At 40.1% G+C, this 18,920-nt stretch carries 16 protein-coding genes and 1 tRNA gene; 13 read left to right on the forward strand and 4 right to left on the reverse strand.

All coding sequences use genetic code 11. The features are described 5' to 3' along the window. Window positions 1-341: 341 nt before the first annotated feature. The 13 genes from CYCPU_RS0104445 (at window position 342) to CYCPU_RS0104510 (ending at window position 16,819) form a co-directional block, all read left to right on the forward strand. Window positions 342-842, forward strand: a complete 501-nt coding sequence (locus tag CYCPU_RS0104445; protein ID WP_026362592.1) for a MarR family winged helix-turn-helix transcriptional regulator — start codon at window positions 342-344, stop codon at window positions 840-842. Window positions 843-1,036: 194 nt separating this feature from the next. Beyond that, window positions 1,037-1,113 (forward strand) — tRNA-Arg (locus CYCPU_RS0104450). Between the two features lie 282 nt (window positions 1,114-1,395). Then, window positions 1,396-3,549: an adenosylcobalamin-dependent ribonucleoside-diphosphate reductase gene (locus CYCPU_RS0104455; protein WP_020162041.1), complete on the forward strand. Its 2,154-nt coding sequence runs from the start codon at window positions 1,396-1,398 to the stop codon at window positions 3,547-3,549. 28 nt (window positions 3,550-3,577) lie between these two features. Next, window positions 3,578-4,279 carry a TSCPD domain-containing protein gene (locus CYCPU_RS0104460; RefSeq protein ID WP_020162042.1) on the forward strand — a complete coding sequence of 234 codons (702 nt, stop codon included), beginning with the start codon at window positions 3,578-3,580 and terminating at the stop codon, window positions 4,277-4,279. 77 nt (window positions 4,280-4,356) lie between these two features. Next, the gene (locus tag CYCPU_RS0104465) at window positions 4,357-5,175 is read left to right on the forward strand and encodes a hypothetical protein (RefSeq protein ID WP_020162043.1); all 819 of its coding nucleotides are present in this window, start codon (window positions 4,357-4,359) and stop codon (window positions 5,173-5,175) included. A 94-nt stretch (window positions 5,176-5,269) separates the two neighbouring features. Further along, entirely contained in the window at window positions 5,270-6,229 is a 960-nt protein-coding gene (locus CYCPU_RS0104470) for a restriction endonuclease (RefSeq protein ID WP_020162044.1), read from the forward strand. Window positions 6,230-6,787: 558 nt separating this feature from the next. After that, on the forward strand, window positions 6,788-7,147 hold the full coding sequence (locus tag CYCPU_RS0104480) for a hypothetical protein (RefSeq protein ID WP_020162046.1): 360 nt from the start codon (window positions 6,788-6,790) through the stop codon (window positions 7,145-7,147). A gap of 150 nt (window positions 7,148-7,297) precedes the next feature. After that, window positions 7,298-8,578 (forward strand): TolC family protein, encoded by a 1,281-nt coding sequence (locus CYCPU_RS0104485; RefSeq protein WP_020162047.1) that lies wholly within the window; start codon window positions 7,298-7,300, stop codon window positions 8,576-8,578. Next, entirely contained in the window at window positions 8,571-9,893 is a 1,323-nt protein-coding gene (locus CYCPU_RS0104490; RefSeq protein WP_020162048.1) for an efflux RND transporter periplasmic adaptor subunit, read from the forward strand. The genes CYCPU_RS0104485 and CYCPU_RS0104490 overlap by 8 nt, the downstream gene beginning before the upstream one ends. Next, complete coding sequence (locus CYCPU_RS0104495) at window positions 9,886-13,023, forward strand: efflux RND transporter permease subunit (RefSeq protein ID WP_020162049.1); 3,138 nt, start codon at window positions 9,886-9,888, stop codon at window positions 13,021-13,023. Before CYCPU_RS0104490 ends, CYCPU_RS0104495 begins: the two co-directional genes overlap by 8 nt. A gap of 179 nt (window positions 13,024-13,202) precedes the next feature. Further along, window positions 13,203-13,418, forward strand: a complete 216-nt coding sequence (locus CYCPU_RS0104500; protein WP_016389502.1) for a mechanosensitive ion channel family protein — start codon at window positions 13,203-13,205, stop codon at window positions 13,416-13,418. Between the two features lie 225 nt (window positions 13,419-13,643). Further along, window positions 13,644-15,476 (forward strand): cation:proton antiporter, encoded by a 1,833-nt coding sequence (locus CYCPU_RS0104505; RefSeq protein WP_016389500.1) that lies wholly within the window; start codon window positions 13,644-13,646, stop codon window positions 15,474-15,476. Next, window positions 15,473-16,819 (forward strand): DUF2254 domain-containing protein, encoded by a 1,347-nt coding sequence (locus CYCPU_RS0104510; RefSeq protein WP_020162050.1) that lies wholly within the window; start codon window positions 15,473-15,475, stop codon window positions 16,817-16,819. Before CYCPU_RS0104505 ends, CYCPU_RS0104510 begins: the two co-directional genes overlap by 4 nt. 26 nt (window positions 16,820-16,845) lie before the next feature. Here CYCPU_RS0104510 and CYCPU_RS0104515 read toward each other — a convergent pair whose 3' ends face one another. The 4 genes from CYCPU_RS0104515 to CYCPU_RS0104535 form a co-directional block, all read right to left on the reverse strand. Beyond that, the gene (locus CYCPU_RS0104515; RefSeq protein ID WP_015005722.1) at window positions 16,846-17,571 is read right to left on the reverse strand and encodes a Crp/Fnr family transcriptional regulator; all 726 of its coding nucleotides are present in this window, start codon (window positions 17,569-17,571) and stop codon (window positions 16,846-16,848) included. A 410-nt stretch (window positions 17,572-17,981) separates the two neighbouring features. After that, window positions 17,982-18,158, reverse strand: a complete 177-nt coding sequence (locus CYCPU_RS12025; protein ID WP_015005723.1) for a hypothetical protein — start codon at window positions 18,156-18,158, stop codon at window positions 17,982-17,984. Window positions 18,159-18,289: 131 nt separating this feature from the next. Continuing rightward, window positions 18,290-18,454 (reverse strand): DUF1328 domain-containing protein, encoded by a 165-nt coding sequence (locus CYCPU_RS11900; protein ID WP_016389497.1) that lies wholly within the window; start codon window positions 18,452-18,454, stop codon window positions 18,290-18,292. A 78-nt stretch (window positions 18,455-18,532) separates the two neighbouring features. Further along, entirely contained in the window at window positions 18,533-18,733 is a 201-nt protein-coding gene (locus CYCPU_RS0104535) for a CsbD family protein (RefSeq protein WP_015005725.1), read from the reverse strand. Between the last annotated feature and the right edge of the window lie 187 nt (window positions 18,734-18,920).

Raw genomic sequence — 18,920 nt, forward strand, 5'->3', positions numbered from 1 at the left:
TACACTAAACATTGTAGCATGAGATCGTAGTTGATTTCCACCTGACCGCCTATGCATCAAATTAAGAATGGGATAGGAGCTTGATAATTAAGTAGAATATTTTGACGATAAGGTTTTAGAGAATGGAGATCCTGATCAGAAGGGCTTAAATTATTCATTCAAATTAACTGCTAATGGGCGAGCTGAAAGCATGGGTGTCAACCAGTTGAAAGGAAAACAATACGCAGGTCAGTATGTAGATGGTTTGGGTTAGGCGTTTATCTAGTGGTTTGGTTTTTTTACCATTAAAAATTATCGAAGATATAATGGACTTGAGTATTAATTAATCGAGAGGAGCCCAGTTGAATAACAGTCAAGAAGTATTGATGGCATTAAGGCGTGTAATTAGGGCAACTGACCTGCACTCTAAACACTTAGCGAAAACGACCGGCTTAACGGCACCTCAAATTTTGTTGCTGCAAACTATTCGAGATAAAGGCGAAGTGACCATTGGCGAACTTGCGAGTGAAATAAGTCTTAGTCAAGCAACGGTGACGACGATTTTAGATCGACTAGAAAAGCGTCAACTGGTGTATCGTGAACGCTCTAAAGCAGATAAGCGAAAAGCGCATGCTTACCTTACAGAGCAAGCTATTGAGATTTTAAAAGACTCCCCAATTCCCCTGCAAGAACAGTTTGCGCGCCAGTTTGATCATTTGCATGAATGGGAACAAACGATGATTATCTCTTCTTTGCAGCGTGTTGCTCAGATGATGGATGCACAAGATATTGACGCTTCCCCTGTATTGGATCTTGGTGTTTTAGACCGTCAGGGAACAGCGATAACCCCATCTGGCGTATAAGCAATAATGAGGCTGCGGTTCCTGAGCTTTATTATTGAGTATTCTGCTGGGAGAAATGATTGACGGCTTTGTTTTATTTTTCATTAAACGTTAATGTTTTTTATGGAGCTGCTTTAATTAATTTAAGAAATTAACTTTCTTTAGTGATTTTTGCTTGACCTTTAGTTCAGTCCGAATACAATAGCCACCTCAAAGCGCCTGTAGCTCAGCTGGATAGAGTACTCGGCTACGAACCGAGCGGTCGGGCGTTCGAATCGCTCCAGGCGCGCCATACATGAAACCCTCCTTTTGGAGGGTTTTTTTGTGCCTGCCGATTCAGTATGGGTGCTTTAATGCCTTCATTTTTTAAGGCAATATTTGTAAATAGGGCCTAACAGGTTGATATATAAAAATATTTTTACAGTTAATTAAGTTTGTTTGGAATACAATATATAGTTAATATTAAAATTATTTACACACTATCTTGTGTTTCTATGGGCTTTCTTATAATCTATCTCTACAGGGAATAGGGAGCGCATCCCGAAAACATTTCATTAAGATAGATAGGGGAAATATGAGCACAGTCAACTTGAAAGTTATTAAAGAAAATCACGCTGAGATTGAGTTCCAATCGGCCTCGTTAGATATCTGGGATAAAAAATACTGTTTAAAAAAACAGGATGGCTCGCCCGTCGATAACAATATTGAAGAAACCTATGATCGTGTTGCAGCAGCAATTGCTGAGGTGGAAGAAAACGCAGATAAGAAAGAATATTGGCATGATCAATTTGTCTGGGCTCTAAAACATGGTGCGATTCCAGCAGGGCGTATTATTTCCAATGCAGGTGCTAGCGATTATAAACCAGCGACATCGACTATTAATTGTACTGTATCAGGCTCTATTTCTGATTCTATGGACGATATCTTAAGGAAAACACACGAAGCTGGTTTAACCCTTAAAGCGGGTTGTGGTATTGGTTACGAATTTTCTACGCTACGCCCTAAAGGTGCCTATGTATCCGGTGCAGGTGCTAATACCTCGGGTCCATTATCGTTCATGGATATTTTTGACAAAATGTGCTTTACCGTATCATCAGCGGGGGGGCGACGTGGTGCACAAATGGCAACCTTTGATGTTGCTCATCCGGATGTGCGCGACTTTGTTCGTGTAAAGCGTGAAGATGGCCGCTTGCGTCAGTTTAATTTATCGTTGTTGATTACAGACGACTTTGTACAAGCAGTTAAAGACGATGCCGATTGGCCGTTAGTGTTTCCTTTGTCAGAAAAAGAATTGGCGTCAGGCGAGATTGATTTAAACGATAAAGACAAAGTGCTATGGCGTGAATGGCCTATTACCAAAGGCTACCAAGTAAATGATGTAGGCTTAGTTGCCTGTCGAATTTATAATCGAGTGAAAGCTCAACGCCTATGGGAAACTATTATGGCGTCTACTTATGATTATGCTGAACCTGGGTTTATTCTTATCGATAAAGTGAACGAGATGAATAACAATTGGTTTTGCGAAAATATTCGCGCAACTAACCCATGTGGTGAACAACCATTACCGGCCTATGGATCTTGCTTATTAGGCTCCATTAATTTAACTAAATTTGTATTAAACCCTTTCACCTCAAAAGCGTCTTTCGACTGGGAGAAGTTTCGTAAAACTGTCGGTATTTTCACCCGAATGCTGGATAACGTAGTAGAGATTAATGGCTTGCCTTTGGAAGGTCAACGTGAAGCAATTGAGCACAAGCGTCGCCATGGTATGGGCTTTTTAGGCTTAGGTTCAACCCTAACAATGATGGGTATTCCTTATGGTGAAGATGCATCGGTTGAATTTACTGAAGAAGTCAGTAAGCAACTAGCGGTTACCGGTTGGGAAGCGGGTTTAGAACTGGCTAAAGAAAAAGGGCCTGCACCCATCATGGATGAGGACTTTGAAGTAACTGGAGATATGCTGCGTAAACGCCCAGAAATGTTGGACGATGGTTATCAGGTTGGCGATACAGTAAAAGGCCGTGTTTTACATGCTAAGTACAGTCGTTATATGCAACAAATAGCCTCTGTTGCGCCTGAGCTCGTGGAGCAACTTGCTGAAACGGGCGCGCGCTTTACTCACCATAGCTCTATTGCGCCAACAGGAACTATTTCTCTATCATTGGCCAATAATGCCAGTAATGGCATTGAACCAAGCTTTGCTCATCACTATGCACGTAATGTTATTCGTGAGGGGCGTAATGCGAAAGAAAAAGTTGATGTGTTCTCATATGAGTTATTGGCGTACCGCACATTAATTAATGAAAAAGCCATGCCGTATTCAGAGCAGGCAGATGAAAAACTACCCAGCTATTTTGTAACGGCAGAAACCATTACTCCAAAACAGCATGTGGATATACAAGCTGCAGCACAAAAATGGATTGATTCATCTATTTCAAAAACCGCTAATGTGCCGACAGAATTTCCTTTTGAAGACTTTAAAGATATCTATCTTTATGCTCACGAAAAGGGATTAAAGGGCTGTACAACGTTCCGCTTTAATCCAGATGTATTTCAAGGTGTACTGGTAAAAGACTCAGACCTAGAAAACACAACATATCGTTTTAAGCTTCAAGACGGCTCGACGTTAGAGGTAAAAGGTAACGAGATGGTTGAATATGAAGGTGAATCACATACCGCAGCGAACTTATACGATGCCTTAAAAGAAGGTTATTACGGCAAGTTTTAAGGTTGACGGCAGCGAACAGGAGAAAAAAATGACACATAAAATTACACAAGCCATCACCGGTTACGACGTTGTAAAAGACGATGAACCAAAGGTTGAAGAAGTCGCTCTTCAGACTGAAGAGAAAAGCAATATCATCCAAATGCATGAAAGCCTAAAAAGGCCAGAAATGCTCTTAGGTTCAACCTATAAAATTAAAACGCCGTTATCAGAGCATTCGCTATATATAACGATTAATGATTTGATATTAAACCCAGATACAGACCATGAGCAACGGCGTCCATTTGAGGTGTTCATCAATTCTAAAAACATGGATCACTTCCAGTGGATTGTTGCGCTAACAAGAATTATGTCTGCCGTGTTTAGAAAAGGTGGCGATATCACCTTCCTAGTAGAAGAACTACGTTCCGTATTTGACCCCAGTGGAGGCTACTTTAAAAAAGGCGGTAAGTTCATGCCATCACTTGTTGCAGAAATTGGAGACGTCGTCGAATCGCATTTAAAAATGATTGGGATGATCAAAACTGAAGAAATCAGTGAGCATCAACAAAAAATCATGGATGAGAAACGCGCTCAGTTTGAAGCAGAAAAACAGGTTAAATCCCCCGAGCATGAAACCACTAGCGAATTTCCAGCAGGCTCACAATTATGTACAAAGTGTAATGTGACCGCCTCCATCCAAATGGATGGCTGTATGACATGTTTGAATTGTGGTGATAGCAAATGTGGCTAGGATGAAATCAAGTTGGCTGACCCCTTGATTTTGTTGATTTTGTTATGTTTAAAAAAAACCGGAGGGGAAAACCAATAATGGATGAATTAAATAACCCAGCAGGTAGGCTCCTTGCAATAATCAAGGAAGGTGGATCTCATGGTAAAGATGAACAATGCATAAAAGTGTGGTCAACCTTACTTAAAGTACCCCTTCAAGAAACTCCAGTTCTGCTTCAAAGAATTGGGCATGTAATGTCATTACCAGATCGAATAGCAGAAGCCATATATAGCATCTCTGATGTTAATCATGATATTTATCTTAAATGGCATTCAAGAGTTATGGCTGGTGTCCAAATGACAAATTTCCAAAATCCATGGAAATCATTCATTGATCGGTTTGATGCAGAAATTATGTATGGAATTGAAATTTGTGCAGATACGCTATCACGGTCATGCCCTGAAAAGGTTATACCACAATCAACATTAAATGAATTATTAAGTAAAATAGCTGAACTGCAAAAAGAATTCTCAGAGCATGATCTACCACCTAATCTTGCTCAATTTATTTGTCAACAATTAGAAGAAATTAAACAGGCTATCAATGAGTATCCATACCTAGGAACAAAACCATTAGAAGCTGCTTTAGAGAAAAGCATTGGTAAAATTGTTGTATGTCCACAGATATATAAGAATTGTCAAAAGTCTACTTATGGTAAAAAGTTTTGGGAGTTTATGGGGTATCTTGCAATATCAGTCACAATTACTACTGGTGCAATACAAATTGGTAAAGATGTAGTTAATTTATTGCCAGCAAAAACTGCAGCATCAACTGCTGAAATAGAGATTGAAAAACCAGAAGTAGATAGCAAAGCGTCTAATGAAACAACGAGCGATAGCATTACAATTAAAACATAACAAGGTAAATAACCTGACATTTTTTTTCGCTAGCGCTCTCAAAATGACAGGTTATTTACGGCGTTAGCCTCAAATAATAAAATGGAGCACTGAATTGGCAATTTTGGATTTTAAAGAAATAGCAGAGGCTCATAAGGCAACTGGACTGCAAGATACATTCGAGTTATTTACCAGAGATTTCCTGTCCTTTATGGGTTACAAAGTTATCACCGACCCTGATCGTGGTGCTGACGGTGGAGTTGACTTAATCGTTGAAGAAAGAAGAACAGGTGTTGGTGGTGAAACCAATATTAAATGGCTCGTTAGTTGTAAGCATAAAGCATTTAGTGGGAAATCTGTTTCACCTATAGACGATGCCAATATAAGGGATAGAGTAGAGTCTAATGGTTGCCAGGGGTTTATTGGATTTTACTCAACATTAGCTAGTACAGGATTATCAACCAATCTTGAAGGAATGAAGGATAAGCTGGAATATCAGGTATTTGATAAAGAAAAAATAGAAGGACAGCTTCTTCATTCTGCAAAAGGCCTAGAAATTGCTGAAAGATACTTTCCTGTTTCATTATCAGAATGGCGAACTGAAAACCCACAGCCAGCCAAAATATTTGTTGAGAAACCTAGTTTGAAATGCAAGGTCTGTGAAAAAGAACTTCTTGAACAAGATGATAATGGTGTTATTACTTTATGGCAGAGAAAACGAAAAGATTACGAAAAAGAGAAAGAACATTTTGAGTATGTGTTCTGGACGTGTCGTGGACGCTGTGACTCTGTTCTTGCTCAAGCCATCAGGGCTAAAACCAATCAGCTAATTGATGGTTGGGAAGATATTTCTGATGTAATGATGCCAACTATATTTATAAAATGGGTAATGAGTATCATGAATGAACAGCGCAGTGGTGTTGTATATTCTGACGAAGCATATGAAAGCCTAAAAGAATTTATGCTTCAAGTATTTCCATATGTCTCTCGTCATCTTACAGCCAAAGAAACTGAGCATGTTAAATCTCTGGGTATGATTCCGTCATATCTTGGTGGTTTAGGCTATGAAGGCTAACAAAGCCATTAACTCGGACGCCAAAAACTGCGCTGCGCTCCATTTTTTGGCTCCGGTTATGGTAGGCGTTACACGTACTAAAAATCAATGGGGTCATAAAAATCAATGGGGTCAGACTCGATTGATTTTAAAAGAGGGCCAGTTTAAGTCCAGACGATGTGATTAAAAGGGCTTTATCATGGCGTAATTACTTTGTTGTGTTGTAATGGGTGAACCTCAGCACGCTATCGTTCGTGGTAACAACGCTAAGCTCTTGGTTTCCTAGTCGCGTATTATGATCTAACCCACATCACTAGGGTACGGGGTATAAGCTTCAACAGCCCAAAGATAACGTATTACTAATAAGTAAACTCAATATCACTTTGTGATGAAATATTAGGTACTACAACGGTATTTTGTGTTTAGCTGCTTCTGCATTACAAAAGCTGTGGTCGTTATAGGCTTGATGTATTTGGCGAGATATTTTAAGCGTTTGTTTACGTGTTTTAATGCTAGAATTGAAAAACAACGAATAAAGTTGGCGCTATATTTAAACGTTATTATTTGGCATAACTGTTGATGAAAAAAGTTGTTACATCGTTACTGATATTTTGTTTGATGGCTGCTCCGGCCGTGTCGATATCGGGTGCGTGTTCTAACATGGACAAAGTTGATAGCCTTTCAAAGGCCTTTAAGCATGCAAATAGCGGTGCGACTCATCAGCAACACCAGCAAGCATCTATGGTTAACGAGACTCATATGGGTTGTGAATGCTCTGATAATATAAATTGTGTCGGTCATGCATCTGCCTATGTGGCGACAAACAATGTAGTGCCTAAATCGTTGGGCTTGTCTTCCATTTTTATAACCTATAGCGCCATCGAAAGGCCTAATGAATCACTCTCGCCTGAAATAAAACCTCCCAGACCCTCTGCTTAAGACAGGGGGTTAATGCGCCTGTAGTTTAAGCAAAAAGCAACGCAGTAGAAGAACTACGCGTCTAGTTTTAGTTGTTTATCTTACCGCTTAAGAACCCTCAATACCCTTTGTTGATAACACAAAGTCAACGTTTGAAGAGATGAGGATAATATGGATTTATTGAGAAGGTGGGCACAATTAACTATATTGATAGCAATATTTAGCAACGCCCAAGCTGAAAATTCTGATGCGCTATCATTACAAACAGCGCTTGATCTAGCATTACGAAATAACCCGAGCCTAGCGGAAATAAAGGTACGGTCTGAGGCGATGGCTTATATTCCATCTCAAGTGGCAACATTACCTGATCCGGTGATCAGTTTTAATGCGCTGAACTTACCAACGGATAGTTTTGACGTAGGCCAAGAAAACATGACTCAGTTACAGGCTGGGTTCTCCCAACAGATTCCTTTTCCTGGTAAGTTGGCATTACGTGAACAGACGGCGACACATGAAGCACAAGCGGCTGCTCATACGGTTGTAGAAGCACGTTGGTTATTATTGCGTGATGTGAAACAAGCGTGGTGGAGTCTGTTGTACCTTGATCATGCATTAAAAATAATGGCTGCTAATCAACGTTTATTACAGCAATTTGTTGATATTGCTCAATCTAAATATCAAGTGGGTCAAGGGTTGCAGCAAGACGTGTTGTTAGCGCAGCTAGAATTGTCTAAATTGCTAGACAATACACTTAGCTTACAAGCCGCGCGTGATTCAGTTAGGGCACGTTTAAATAGCTTAATTGATCGTTCCTCAGACCAGCCGATAGTGTTGACAGTTATGCCTGATGAGCATTTGCCGACTCTAAAAAAAGAAGCTGAACTATTCGCGTTTGCTAATGGACATCGCGCCTTACTAGCAGTAAAGCGTGAATCTGTTAAGGCCGCTAAATCACAACGAGACTTAGCAGAAAAGGATTTTTACCCCGATTTTAATGTTGGTGCTTTTTATAGTGTGCGCGACGATATGCCCAATGGGCAAGAGCGTGCTGACTTGCTTAGTGTGCGGCTTAGTATGAATGTGCCAATTTTTACGGATCATAAACAGCAAAAAGCGGTTGATCAAAGGAACAAGGAAGTGCTGCAACAAAAGTTTTCCTTGCGTGATGCAACGAATCGAGTACATAGCGAAATATCCACGGCCTATAGTCAATATCAAAAGAGTAGGCAACAAGTACTGTTATTTAAAACGGGCATTATTCCTCAAGCCAGACAAACGGTTGCATCCATGCTGGCGGGTTATCAGGTGGACAAGGTGGACTTTTTAAATTTAGTGCGAAGTCAGATTACGCTTTACAACTATGAAACCCAATACTGGAAAGCTTTAACAGAAGCCCAACAAGTGTTGGCACAATTAATTGCCGTTGTTGGCAAGGAAGAGATTTATGAGTAACAAGATATTATGGATAGCTGCGCCTGCAATGCTGGCATTGGGGCTGGGTTTAGGGTATTGGTTTGCAAGTACGCCACAGACAAGTGCTCCGAGCACAATACCACCGAAAAAAAGTGATATTTTATTCTATCGTCACCCGATGAACCCAGAGATTACCTCACCTGTCCCTGCAAAAGGTGAAATGGGAATGGACTATACACCGGTGTATGCAGGCGATGAGCAAATGAATAAAGCACCGATAGGCACGGTTAAAATTGATGGGGTCACAACGCAAAATATTGGGGTAAGAACGACTAAGGCTAAAGAAGAGGCAATGTCACATATTGTTAGGGCTGTTGGCCGAGTGGATTATGACGAGCAGAACATGGTTAGGCTGCACCCTAAAATTGAGGGCTGGGTTGAAGACATGTACGTTGATAAAACCGGACAATGGGTTAAAAAGGATACTCAATTACTTAATATTTATTCGCCACAATTAGTCGCTAGCCAAGAAGAGTATTTATTGGCACTTAAAAATAATAAAGCCTTGGAAAAAAGCCCGATAGACACGATTCGTAAAGGCGCTGAACAGCTACTTAAAAGTTCACGTGAGCGACTTAAACTCTTCGACTTTCCGGCTCATCAACTGTTGGAATTAGATAAAACCGGTCGGGTGAAAAAAAATATTCATATTCATAGCCCAGCAGAAGGGATTGTGATGAAAATAGGTGCGCGTAACGGTCAATTTGTCACCCCTCAAACAGAAATTTATATGATTGCGGACTTAAGGACTGTCTGGGTGTATGCGAATATTTATGAATATGAATTGCCGTGGATTAATGAAGGTGATCTTGTGGAAATGCAATTAGTGGGTATTCCAGGGCGCATTTTTAAAGGTCATTTAGCCTACATTTACCCATATGCAGAATCAGAAACAAGAACGATTAAAGTACGATTGGTGTTTGATAACCCTGAGTTATTACTAAAGCCGAATATGTTTGCTGATTTAACTATCCATGCAAACCCCCAGTCCAACGAAGTGGTAATTCCGTCTGAAGCCGTGATTCGATCGGGTTCACGCAACCAGGTATTTGTGGTGCGTGATAAAGGAAAGTTTGAACCTAGACTAGTAACCTTAGGGTTAGAATCTAATGGCAAAATTGCTGTGTTAGAGGGGCTAAAAGCGGGCGAAGAGGTGGTTACGTCGGCTCAGTTTTTGATAGATTCTGAATCGAAATTACGTGAGGCCACGGCAAAAATGCTTGAGTCGATGTCGAGCGATAAACAAACAAGCAGCTCAAAAATGCAGATGCCGCAGGAGATAACGCATGATTAATGCAATTATCAACGGCTCGATTAAAAACCGATTCATGGTGTTAGTGGCCACGCTGATTGTTGCTGTGGCAGGCCTTTGGAGTTATCAAAATACCTATTTGGACGCGATCCCCGACTTGTCCGATGTGCAAGTAATTATTTTTACCAAATACCCCGGTCAAGCGCCACAAGTGGTTGAAGATCAGGTGACTTATCCATTAACCACAGCAATGTTATCTGTTCCTCGGTCTAAAACAGTTCGTGGCTATTCCTTTTTTGGTTTTTCATTTGTCTATATTATTTTTGAAGATGGCACCGATATGTATTGGGCGCGTTCACGAGTGCTTGAATCGCTGAATTTTGTTAACAGTAAACTGCCTAATGGTGTAACACCGACACTGGGCCCAGATGCGACCGGGGTGGGCTGGGTGTATGAATATGCCTTGGTGGATAAAAGCGGACAACATGATTTATCCCAATTAAGATCGATTCAAGACTGGTATTTACGCTACCCGCTACAAACGGTTGATGGTGTGTCTGAAGTTGCTTCGGTGGGTGGCTATGTCAAACAATATCAGGTTGAAGTTGATCCGAATGCATTGCAAGCCTATGGCATCTCGTTAAATAAAGTTAAACAAGCCATTAAACGGTCTAATAATGATGTGGGTGGGCGTTTAATTGAGCGTGCAGAAACAGAATATATGGTTCGTGGTTTAGGCTACATTCGATCGTTAGATGACCTGAATAGTATTCCTGTTGCTGTTGATAGTAATGGCACACCGATACGTTTAAAAGATATTGCTAATGTGCAAACAGGGCCTGAACTTAGGCGAGGCGTGGTTGAGTTAAACGGAGAGGGTGAAGTAGTCGGTGGTGTGGTTATTATGCGCTATGGTGAAAATGCATTATCAACCATTGAAGGGGTCAGAAAAAAATTAGACGAGCTAAAAAAAGGGCTGCCTGAAGGGGTTGAAATTGTGCCTGTATATGACCGTGGTCACCTTATCGAACGAGCAGTAGCAAGCCTTAATGAGGCTCTATTGCAAGAATTGGCGGTTGTTAGTTTAGTGGTTATTTTATTCTTACTACATGTGCGCTCTGCCTTGGTTGCTATTATTACCCTGCCGATGGGGATTCTTATGGCGTTTATCGTGATGAAATGGCAAGGCTTAAACGCTAATATTATGTCCTTAGGTGGTATTGCCATTACCATTGGTACGATGGTTGATGGTGCCATTGTAATGGTGGAAAACGCACATAAGCACCTAGCGCAAGCAACAAAAGAAAAAGGCGCTAAGCTAAGTGATAATGAACGCTGGACGACGATTGCAGCGGCCTCGCGTGATGTAGGGCCTGCGCTGTTCTTCTCCCTGCTTATTATTACCGTATCTTTTTTACCCATTTTCACCATGCAAGCGCAAGAAGGCCGTATGTTTAGCCCGTTAGCCTTTACCGCCTCTTACGCGATGGCAGCTGCCGCTATATTGGCAGTGACATTGGTGCCCGTAATGATGGGGTATTTCATCCGCGGTAAAGTAATATCAGAAAAGGAAAACCCTATTAACCGTGTGATGCACACCATGCATACACCAGCACTGAGATTAGCCATGCGGTGGCGAAAGGTAACGGTTTTATTAGCCTTGTGTTTAATCTTATTGACTGTATACCCATTTTCAAAATTAGGTAGTGAGTTTATGCCGCCATTAGATGAGGGGGACCTTTTATATATGCCGATTACCTTTCCGGGCATATCTATTACCAAGGCTAAAGAGGTGCTTCAGCAAACGGATAAAATCTTAAAAACATTTCCAGAGGTGCACCACGTATTTGGCAAGGTAGGACGGGCCGAAACGGCAACCGATTCTGCGCCGCTCTCAATGATAGAAACAACTATTCGTTTAAAACCTAAAGAAGATTGGCCGGACCCGAATAAAACAACTCAGCAGTTAACTGCCGAAATGGACCGGGCAATCCAGTTTCCGGGGCTAACAAACGCCTGGACAATGCCGATTAAAACACGACTTGATATGTTATCGACGGGGATTAAAACACCGGTTGGAATAAAAGTCTCTGGTCCTGATTTAAATAAACTTCAGGTCTTATCTGGGCAGATTGAGCGTGCAATGAAAACGTTACCAGAAACTATTTCAGCGTTTGGTGATCGAGCTGTTGGAGGCTATTATTTAGACGTTGATATCAATCGAGCGACGGCTTCCCGTTATGGTTTAACGACCGGTGATGTGCAAGATGTCATACAAACTGCTATTGGTGGTATGAATGTTACTGAAACGGTAGAAGGCTTAGAGCGGTATCCCGTTAATGTGCGTTACCCAAGGGAGTTGCGTGATGATGTGGAAAATTTGAAACGAGTTCTGATTTCAACACCAACAGGCAGCCAAATTCCTTTAGTGCAGATAGCCGATTTAACGTATAGACGAGGCCCGCCGGTTATAAAAAGTGAAAACTCACGTCCCAATGCATGGGTCTATGTAGATATCAGCAGTTCTGATATTGGGGGTTTTGTTGATAAGGCCAAAAAAGTGTTGGCTGCGCAAGTAGACATACCTGCAGGTTATACGATTGTTTGGTCAGGGCAATTTGAATATATGGAACGAGCAGCGAAGCGATTGCAACTTGTTGTGCCAGCCACGTTAATGATTATTTTTATCCTGTTGTATCTAAACTTTCGTAATCTTTTAGAGCCGATTATTGTAATGCTTGCTTTGCCGTTTGCCGTTATCGGCGGTATTTGGATGTTGTATTTTAATGACTATAACTTATCGGTAGCGGTGTATGCGGGGTTTATCGCGTTAGCGGGTATGGCGGCTGAAATAGGCGTGTTAGTGTTAAGTTTTATTGATATGGAAATAGCTACACGGCGTACAAAAAGCACACAACCGCTAACACGAGGTGAACTTATACAAGCGTGTCAGCAGGCCACCTCAAAGCGTGTTCGCCCTGTAGTGATGACCGCGGTATCAACCATGGCGGGATTAATCCCTATTATGCTTAGCAGCGGTACTGGTTCGGACGTTACCCATCGTATTGCCGCCCCAATGTTAGGCGGTATGTTAACGGTCTTAATTTTGAATTTATTGGTATTGCCAGTGATTTATAGTTTTGTATTGCAGTACCAAGAGCAGAAGACGTGACACGCTGTTCAGTTTTAGTATTTAGGCATCAGGTGTCGGGGCATTTAGTTAAAATGTTCTATAAAGCAAGAATAATGTTATGTTACTGATCTATTAAGCTTTTTTATTAAAAAAGCGGTAGGGATAATCATGGCAAGCGAGTTTTTAGGATGAAACAAAGAAGCGTCACTATATGAGCAATGGAAGCACTTAAAGTATTACAAACAGCTTTGCATGGAATGCTCAACCCAGGTCTTGAGCTACTTCCTCAGTTGTTGGTATTAATTATTCTTCTTGTTATTGCCTACTTTTTTGTAAAGCTATTTAAAATAATTGCTAGGCGTATTTTGAGCCAAAGCAAAATGCATAAAAGTTTTATAGAGGTGAGCCAATCGTTGATGAAGTGGTGCGCTTAATAAAAGTGTGCTTGATGACGCTAATATTGAAATTCCATTCTCGTATAGGACGTTGTCTTTGAGTGAAGAGTTAAACGTTGTTACGACGAATTTGGACTAGGCACTTTATACATACAAGCTAAGGAGAGCTTAAAATGATAGGCTGCGGTTTAAACGCGGTGTTAATAAAAAATTTATCATACCTAAGGCACGCTCCTTTCAATAAATAAACAAGGTTACTTATTAATGAATCATCATATGGCAGAATTATTAGCCTCGATCCTTATTGTTGGCATTGCATTACAGTGGATTGGTTGGCGTTTAAAAATCCCTGCGTTGATTCTACTTATTGCGGCTGGTTTTATTATGGGCCCAGTAACCGGCTGGCTTAACCCCAGTGAGGATTTTGGTGAGTTATTACAACCGATGATCGCGTTGAGTGTTGCGGTTATTTTATTTGAAGGTGGCTTAAGCCTACGCTGGCATGAATTAAAGCAGAATAGTCGTGTTATTTATCGTCTTATAACGTGGAGTGTTTTACTAACCTTTGCATTTGGTAGCTTGTCAGTTCACTATTTAATTGGTGTCTCTTGGCCTGTCTCATTAATATTTGGCGCTATTATTATAGTCACTGGGCCGACGGTAATAATGCCTTTGCTGAAACAAGCTAATCTTAAAAAAGGCCCGTCATCTTTATTGCGTTGGGAAGGTATAGTGAATGACCCGATTGGCGCATTATTGGTGGTGCTGATTTATGGTTATTATGTACGAACCGAAAATGAAACGCTTGCGCTGGGTGTTTTTATTGGGTTGGCCATTAGCCTTGTTGTCTCACTGGTTTTGAGTGTTAGCTTAGGGTTGTTTATTGCCCGTTCTTTTCGTAAAGGTCTTGTTCCTGAGTATCTGAAATCTCCATTAATATTGGTTGCGGTATTACTGGTATATACGTTGGCCAATAAAGTACAAAGTGAAGCGGGCTTATTAGCCACGACTATTTTGGGGATTACGCTGGCTAACCAAAACCTAAAGACTTTACATGAGCTAAAACGTTTTAAAGAATATGTCACCATTTTATTGGTTTCATCTACTTTTATTGTACTGACTGCGGATATTGACCCCGAAATAATAAAGCATCTGCAGTGGCAAAGTTGGTTAGTGTTAGCGCTGGTAATTTTCATTTTCCGGCCGCTTGCTGTTTATCTTTCAACTATAGGTACTGACATTAGTAAACAAGAAAGGGCGTTACTTGCTTGGATTGCTCCTCGTGGCATTGTTGCAGCGTCAGTTGCGGGTTTGTTTGGCTCAGAGTTAAGCAAAATAGGCTATGCGGATGCAGAGTTATTACTTCCCATGGTTTTTGCTTTGATTATTATGACGGTGCTCTTACATGGGTTGACTATTGGTTGGCTGGCTCGCAAGTTAAATTTAGCATCTATTCACCCAGACGGAATTATGATTGTCGGAGCCGCCGATTGGAGTACACGTTTAGCAGTTGAATTACAAAAAAATGACATTCCAGTAATGCTAATAGACACGCAATGGGCGCAGCTAGAATCTGCTAGGATGCAAAACATTCCCATTCATTATGGTGAGGTTTTATCCGAAAGAACAGAAGAGGTTCTAGAGCTTGCGCACTTTACCAAATTAGTTGCTGTAACACCCAATGAAGCCTACAACACGTTAATCTGTTCGCTTTTTGCGCCAGAACTTGGGAAACGAAATGTGTACGAACTGCGCTGGTCTAATGTTGATAAATTAAGCGATGAAAGTGTTAATAAGCCCAGTGAGGCGATCGGTGGGGATCGTTTGTTTATCGATGGGGTGGATGATGAGTATTTTAAAAAGACGTATGCTGAGGGGTGGACATTTAAAAGTACGCCACTAACGGAGGAATACACACTAGACGATTATTTAAACAGTAACCCGGAATCTACAAAATTAATTTGTTTAATCACGAAGGCGGGCTTTGTCAATTTTTATCCGTGGGATCAAAATATAGAACCAGAAGATATAGCTATTTTAATGAGTTATGTTCCACCACAAACCGATACTAAAAAGATAAACAGTGGCGAGAGATGAAAACACGAATTATTCATTTTTTTGAGGTTTTAAGTTCGAACTTTTGGGTGATCCCTTTACTCTTGCTAATAAGCGGAGCGGGGCTGGCTTTTCTTAACGTTTATTTAGATAAAACACTGTATGCCAGGCATATCGAATTGCCTGAGTTATATCTATACTTTAACAGTGCTTCAAATATTAGAACCTTATTGAGTGTTTCCGCTACGTCTATACTCGGTGTTGCAGGTGTTTCTTTTTCAATAACGATTGCCTCGTTGACACTTGCCTCACAACAATTTGGGCCGAGGTTACTAAGAAATTTCATGTCAGATAGGTTTAACCAATTAGTTCTTGGTTGTTTTATAGGCACCTTTCTTTATTGTATTTTGATGTTGCAATTTACGGGCTCTATGGAGCTTGATAAAACAACGCCATTTTTCTCCATGATGAGCTTGTTAACGATCCTCATTTTCAATTTATTGTTATTAGTATTTTTTATTCATCACATTGCTGTTGCTATACAAGCCGAGACCGTTATTACTGAAGTTAATAACGAATTGGTGACACAGATGAATTGCACATTTCCAAATAAGGCTGATAAAAATAGCCAGTCGATTCAATTCGATATACCTGATGAGTTAACTAAAAAGTTTGAACAAAAAGGTGAGGATATATATTCAACGACATCGGGTTATTTACAAGCAATTGATACCGACAACTTAGTCAAATGCGCGACAGATAATGATTATGTTATTAAATTTATCATCAAACCTGGTGATTTTATTCTGACAAATAGCGTTATTGCCCATTGCTTAGCAAGCGACCAGATTGAAGAGATAGAAAAAGACATCAATACTCATTTGTTAATCGGTAGTGAAGGAACGCCTGAGCAAGACCCAGAATTTGCTGTTCGGCAATTAGTAGAGGTTGCGGTAAGGGCTTTATCGCCAGGCATTAATGACCCTTTTACAGCTATTAGCTGTATTAAAAAATTGGGTGAAAATATTGCTTTTTTAATGCAGCGCCAATTCCCAACACAATATCATTTAGACGATAGTGGGCAGTTAAGGTTAGAGTTAAAGCCATTTACATTTAGAGGGATTGTCGATACATCATTCGACCAAATTCGTCAGCATGGTAAAAATGACATTGCGGTTGTAATCTGTTTATTACAAATGTTGAATAAGTTAATTCTACAATCTCAAACCAAAGAGCATATGGAGGCGTTGAAGGTTCAAGCTGAAGCCATCTCCTCAGTTAATACCGATGATGTCATTGCTCTAAAAGATAAGGAAGATATTAAAGAGTTATACGATGTGATTAATGTGTCGTTGAATACAAAAGAATCTACACTGCTAACTTAACCTTATTACACTATATTTCCTGCCCTTTATGCGTTTGGAAACCAGCTGGTGTCAATTTCAAAAAAACGATCGATAAAATTCAAGTCCTTCTTGAGCTTGTCCGGATCTAAGATGGTTATTTTTTTTCGATGGTTAAGGATTTTATTTTCTTGTTTTAATTGCGCAAATGCATTGCTGACACTGACATTTGTTAAGCCTAATGCGTCTGCAATAACATCTTGAGTTAACGGCATATTGAAGGTTGTAAATACCGTGTTATTGGTATGGATTTTTTGTCTTGAGTATAGCTCAAGCATGTAATTTGCCACGCGGTTGACGGCGTTGTTCCTGGCTATCATGGTTATTCTGTCTAGTAAAATAGCTTCTTCTAACATGCCTAAGCTAAAAATGAGTGCCGTTAACCTTGGGGACTGGATAAAGACCTTATCAAGGTGCTTTTTTTGAAAAGGGCACAAGGTAACGTCTGTGGCAGTTGCAAGGTCACCGAAAGTTTCGCACATGGCAATATCAGTAAGCCCGATAATATCACCAGGGTAATGAACACGTAGTACCTGTCGTCTGCCGTCCTGTAAGTCAGCATAACGATAGAGCCAGCCACGTTTTAATATAAACAAATTGTTTTTTTGTTGTTGTAAATTAAGCGTTCTACGTGCTTTGTAATTAACCTCTTGTTTTTCAAGTTCTAAAACTAGCTTTTCATCATCTTCACTGATGTCTAGGTAGTAACGTAGTCGTGAAACTAAACAACTCATGATGGCCTGCTTGTTTTTGAGTGAGGTGTTGTTTAACGTTTAATGATATCAATGATGTTAAGAACCAATGACATAAACGATAAGCCTTGATCATATTACACCTTTCATCAGTATGCCGGTTAAAGTCTTTTAAGAAGGTGTGGGAAAGGATAATGGAACAAGTGCGTTAGCTGACAATAATGACGCGCTTTATGAAGCGATGGCTTATAACGCAAAAAAGAGGTTTATTACTGCGGCGCTAGAAGAAGTTGAGTGACTTTAGAGTGGAAATAATAAGTACTTAGTGTGTCTAGATCGTTAGGCTTACCGTAGCAAGCCTAACGATCAGACCTATACTAAAGAGTATTTGGAAATAAAAACAATTAAAACTGTGGGGTTAATACACTATCTATTGATAGAGTAAATCAGTTTTAATTAACTTTCTCTTGTAGTTTCTCTCCAGCATTTTCGATGCTTTCAGCAGCATCTTCTGTCATGTTGTCGATTTTTTCACCAGCATTTTCAGCAGGGCCGTCTGGCTCACAACCTGACACCGTGATAGCAAATGCAAGTGTGATAATAATGGTAAACATATGTAGTAATTTCATCGTACTCCCTATATTTTTTTATTTCATAATGGTAGTGCACTAAAGATATTAACAAAAATTAGAATCTTTGTGACACCTAAGTTTTATTCATTAGCCTTTAGGCTCACGAATTGTATGATTAGCCAAGGTATTTATATCTTTGGTTTACGCCCGGTAATCATAAAAATAATGGCTAAAACAATGCCAACGACGAATAATATCCAAGCTATATTGCTGGCAGTGCCTGCAATACCGCTAAGTCCTAGTACGCCCGCTACTATAGCTATAATCAAGAATATGACAGCCCAATTAAACATATTAGCTTCCTTTTTTAAGTAAACTTTAATGCGTAGCTTTAAGGGTCAGTTGTTAGAAACCTTAACCCTTTAGATTAGTTAGTTGTATTTCTTAAACCAGGCCTGAACTTGTCTATCTGCTTCATCTTTTTCAATACCATAACGTTCTTGCAATTTTCCAGATAGTATTTCAGTATTGCCTTCAATAATATCTACGTCTTTATCAGTTAATTCACCCCATTGCTGTTGCGCCTTACCTTTGAGTTGCTTCCATTTGCCTTTTAAAATATCGGTATTCATTTGTTACTCCATTAATAGTTAAACTAACACACAAAATATTGTGCTTTTCGACTTACGGTTTAAACCATAACAAGGCTTGAAATGAAAAACTTTAAAGCAGATTAAAGTTTTCTATCTTTGGCTAAGAAGCTTGTCGGTATGCAGATAGTGAGCTTGGGTGCTCTTTAAAAACAATGACATGTGTTTA

The organism is Cycloclasticus pugetii PS-1, assembly GCF_000384415.1.
GTDB lineage: Bacteria > Pseudomonadota > Gammaproteobacteria > Methylococcales > Cycloclasticaceae > Cycloclasticus > Cycloclasticus pugetii.

What these genes read in the sequence shown, in the direction of transcription:
- CYCPU_RS0104515 (WP_015005722.1), bottom strand. Translation starts at nt 17,571, where the DNA reads ATGAGTTGTTTAGTTTCACGACTACGTTACTACCTAGACATCAGTGAA.
- CYCPU_RS0104485 (WP_020162047.1), top strand. Translation starts at nt 7,298, where the DNA reads ATGGATTTATTGAGAAGGTGGGCACAATTAACTATATTGATAGCAATA.
- CYCPU_RS0104490 (WP_020162048.1), top strand. Translation starts at nt 8,571, where the DNA reads ATGAGTAACAAGATATTATGGATAGCTGCGCCTGCAATGCTGGCATTG.
- CYCPU_RS0104500 (WP_016389502.1), top strand. Translation starts at nt 13,203, where the DNA reads ATGGAAGCACTTAAAGTATTACAAACAGCTTTGCATGGAATGCTCAAC.
- CYCPU_RS12025 (WP_015005723.1), bottom strand. Translation starts at nt 18,158, where the DNA reads ATGAAATTACTACATATGTTTACCATTATTATCACACTTGCATTTGCT.
- CYCPU_RS0104465 (WP_020162043.1), top strand. Translation starts at nt 4,357, where the DNA reads ATGGATGAATTAAATAACCCAGCAGGTAGGCTCCTTGCAATAATCAAG.
- CYCPU_RS0104535 (WP_015005725.1), bottom strand. Translation starts at nt 18,733, where the DNA reads ATGAATACCGATATTTTAAAAGGCAAATGGAAGCAACTCAAAGGTAAG.
- CYCPU_RS0104480 (WP_020162046.1), top strand. Translation starts at nt 6,788, where the DNA reads ATGAAAAAAGTTGTTACATCGTTACTGATATTTTGTTTGATGGCTGCT.
- CYCPU_RS0104460 (WP_020162042.1), top strand. Translation starts at nt 3,578, where the DNA reads ATGACACATAAAATTACACAAGCCATCACCGGTTACGACGTTGTAAAA.
- CYCPU_RS11900 (WP_016389497.1), bottom strand. Translation starts at nt 18,454, where the DNA reads ATGTTTAATTGGGCTGTCATATTCTTGATTATAGCTATAGTAGCGGGC.
- CYCPU_RS0104495 (WP_020162049.1), top strand. Translation starts at nt 9,886, where the DNA reads ATGATTAATGCAATTATCAACGGCTCGATTAAAAACCGATTCATGGTG.
- CYCPU_RS0104505 (WP_016389500.1), top strand. Translation starts at nt 13,644, where the DNA reads ATGAATCATCATATGGCAGAATTATTAGCCTCGATCCTTATTGTTGGC.
- CYCPU_RS0104510 (WP_020162050.1), top strand. Translation starts at nt 15,473, where the DNA reads ATGAAAACACGAATTATTCATTTTTTTGAGGTTTTAAGTTCGAACTTT.
- CYCPU_RS0104455 (WP_020162041.1), top strand. Translation starts at nt 1,396, where the DNA reads ATGAGCACAGTCAACTTGAAAGTTATTAAAGAAAATCACGCTGAGATT.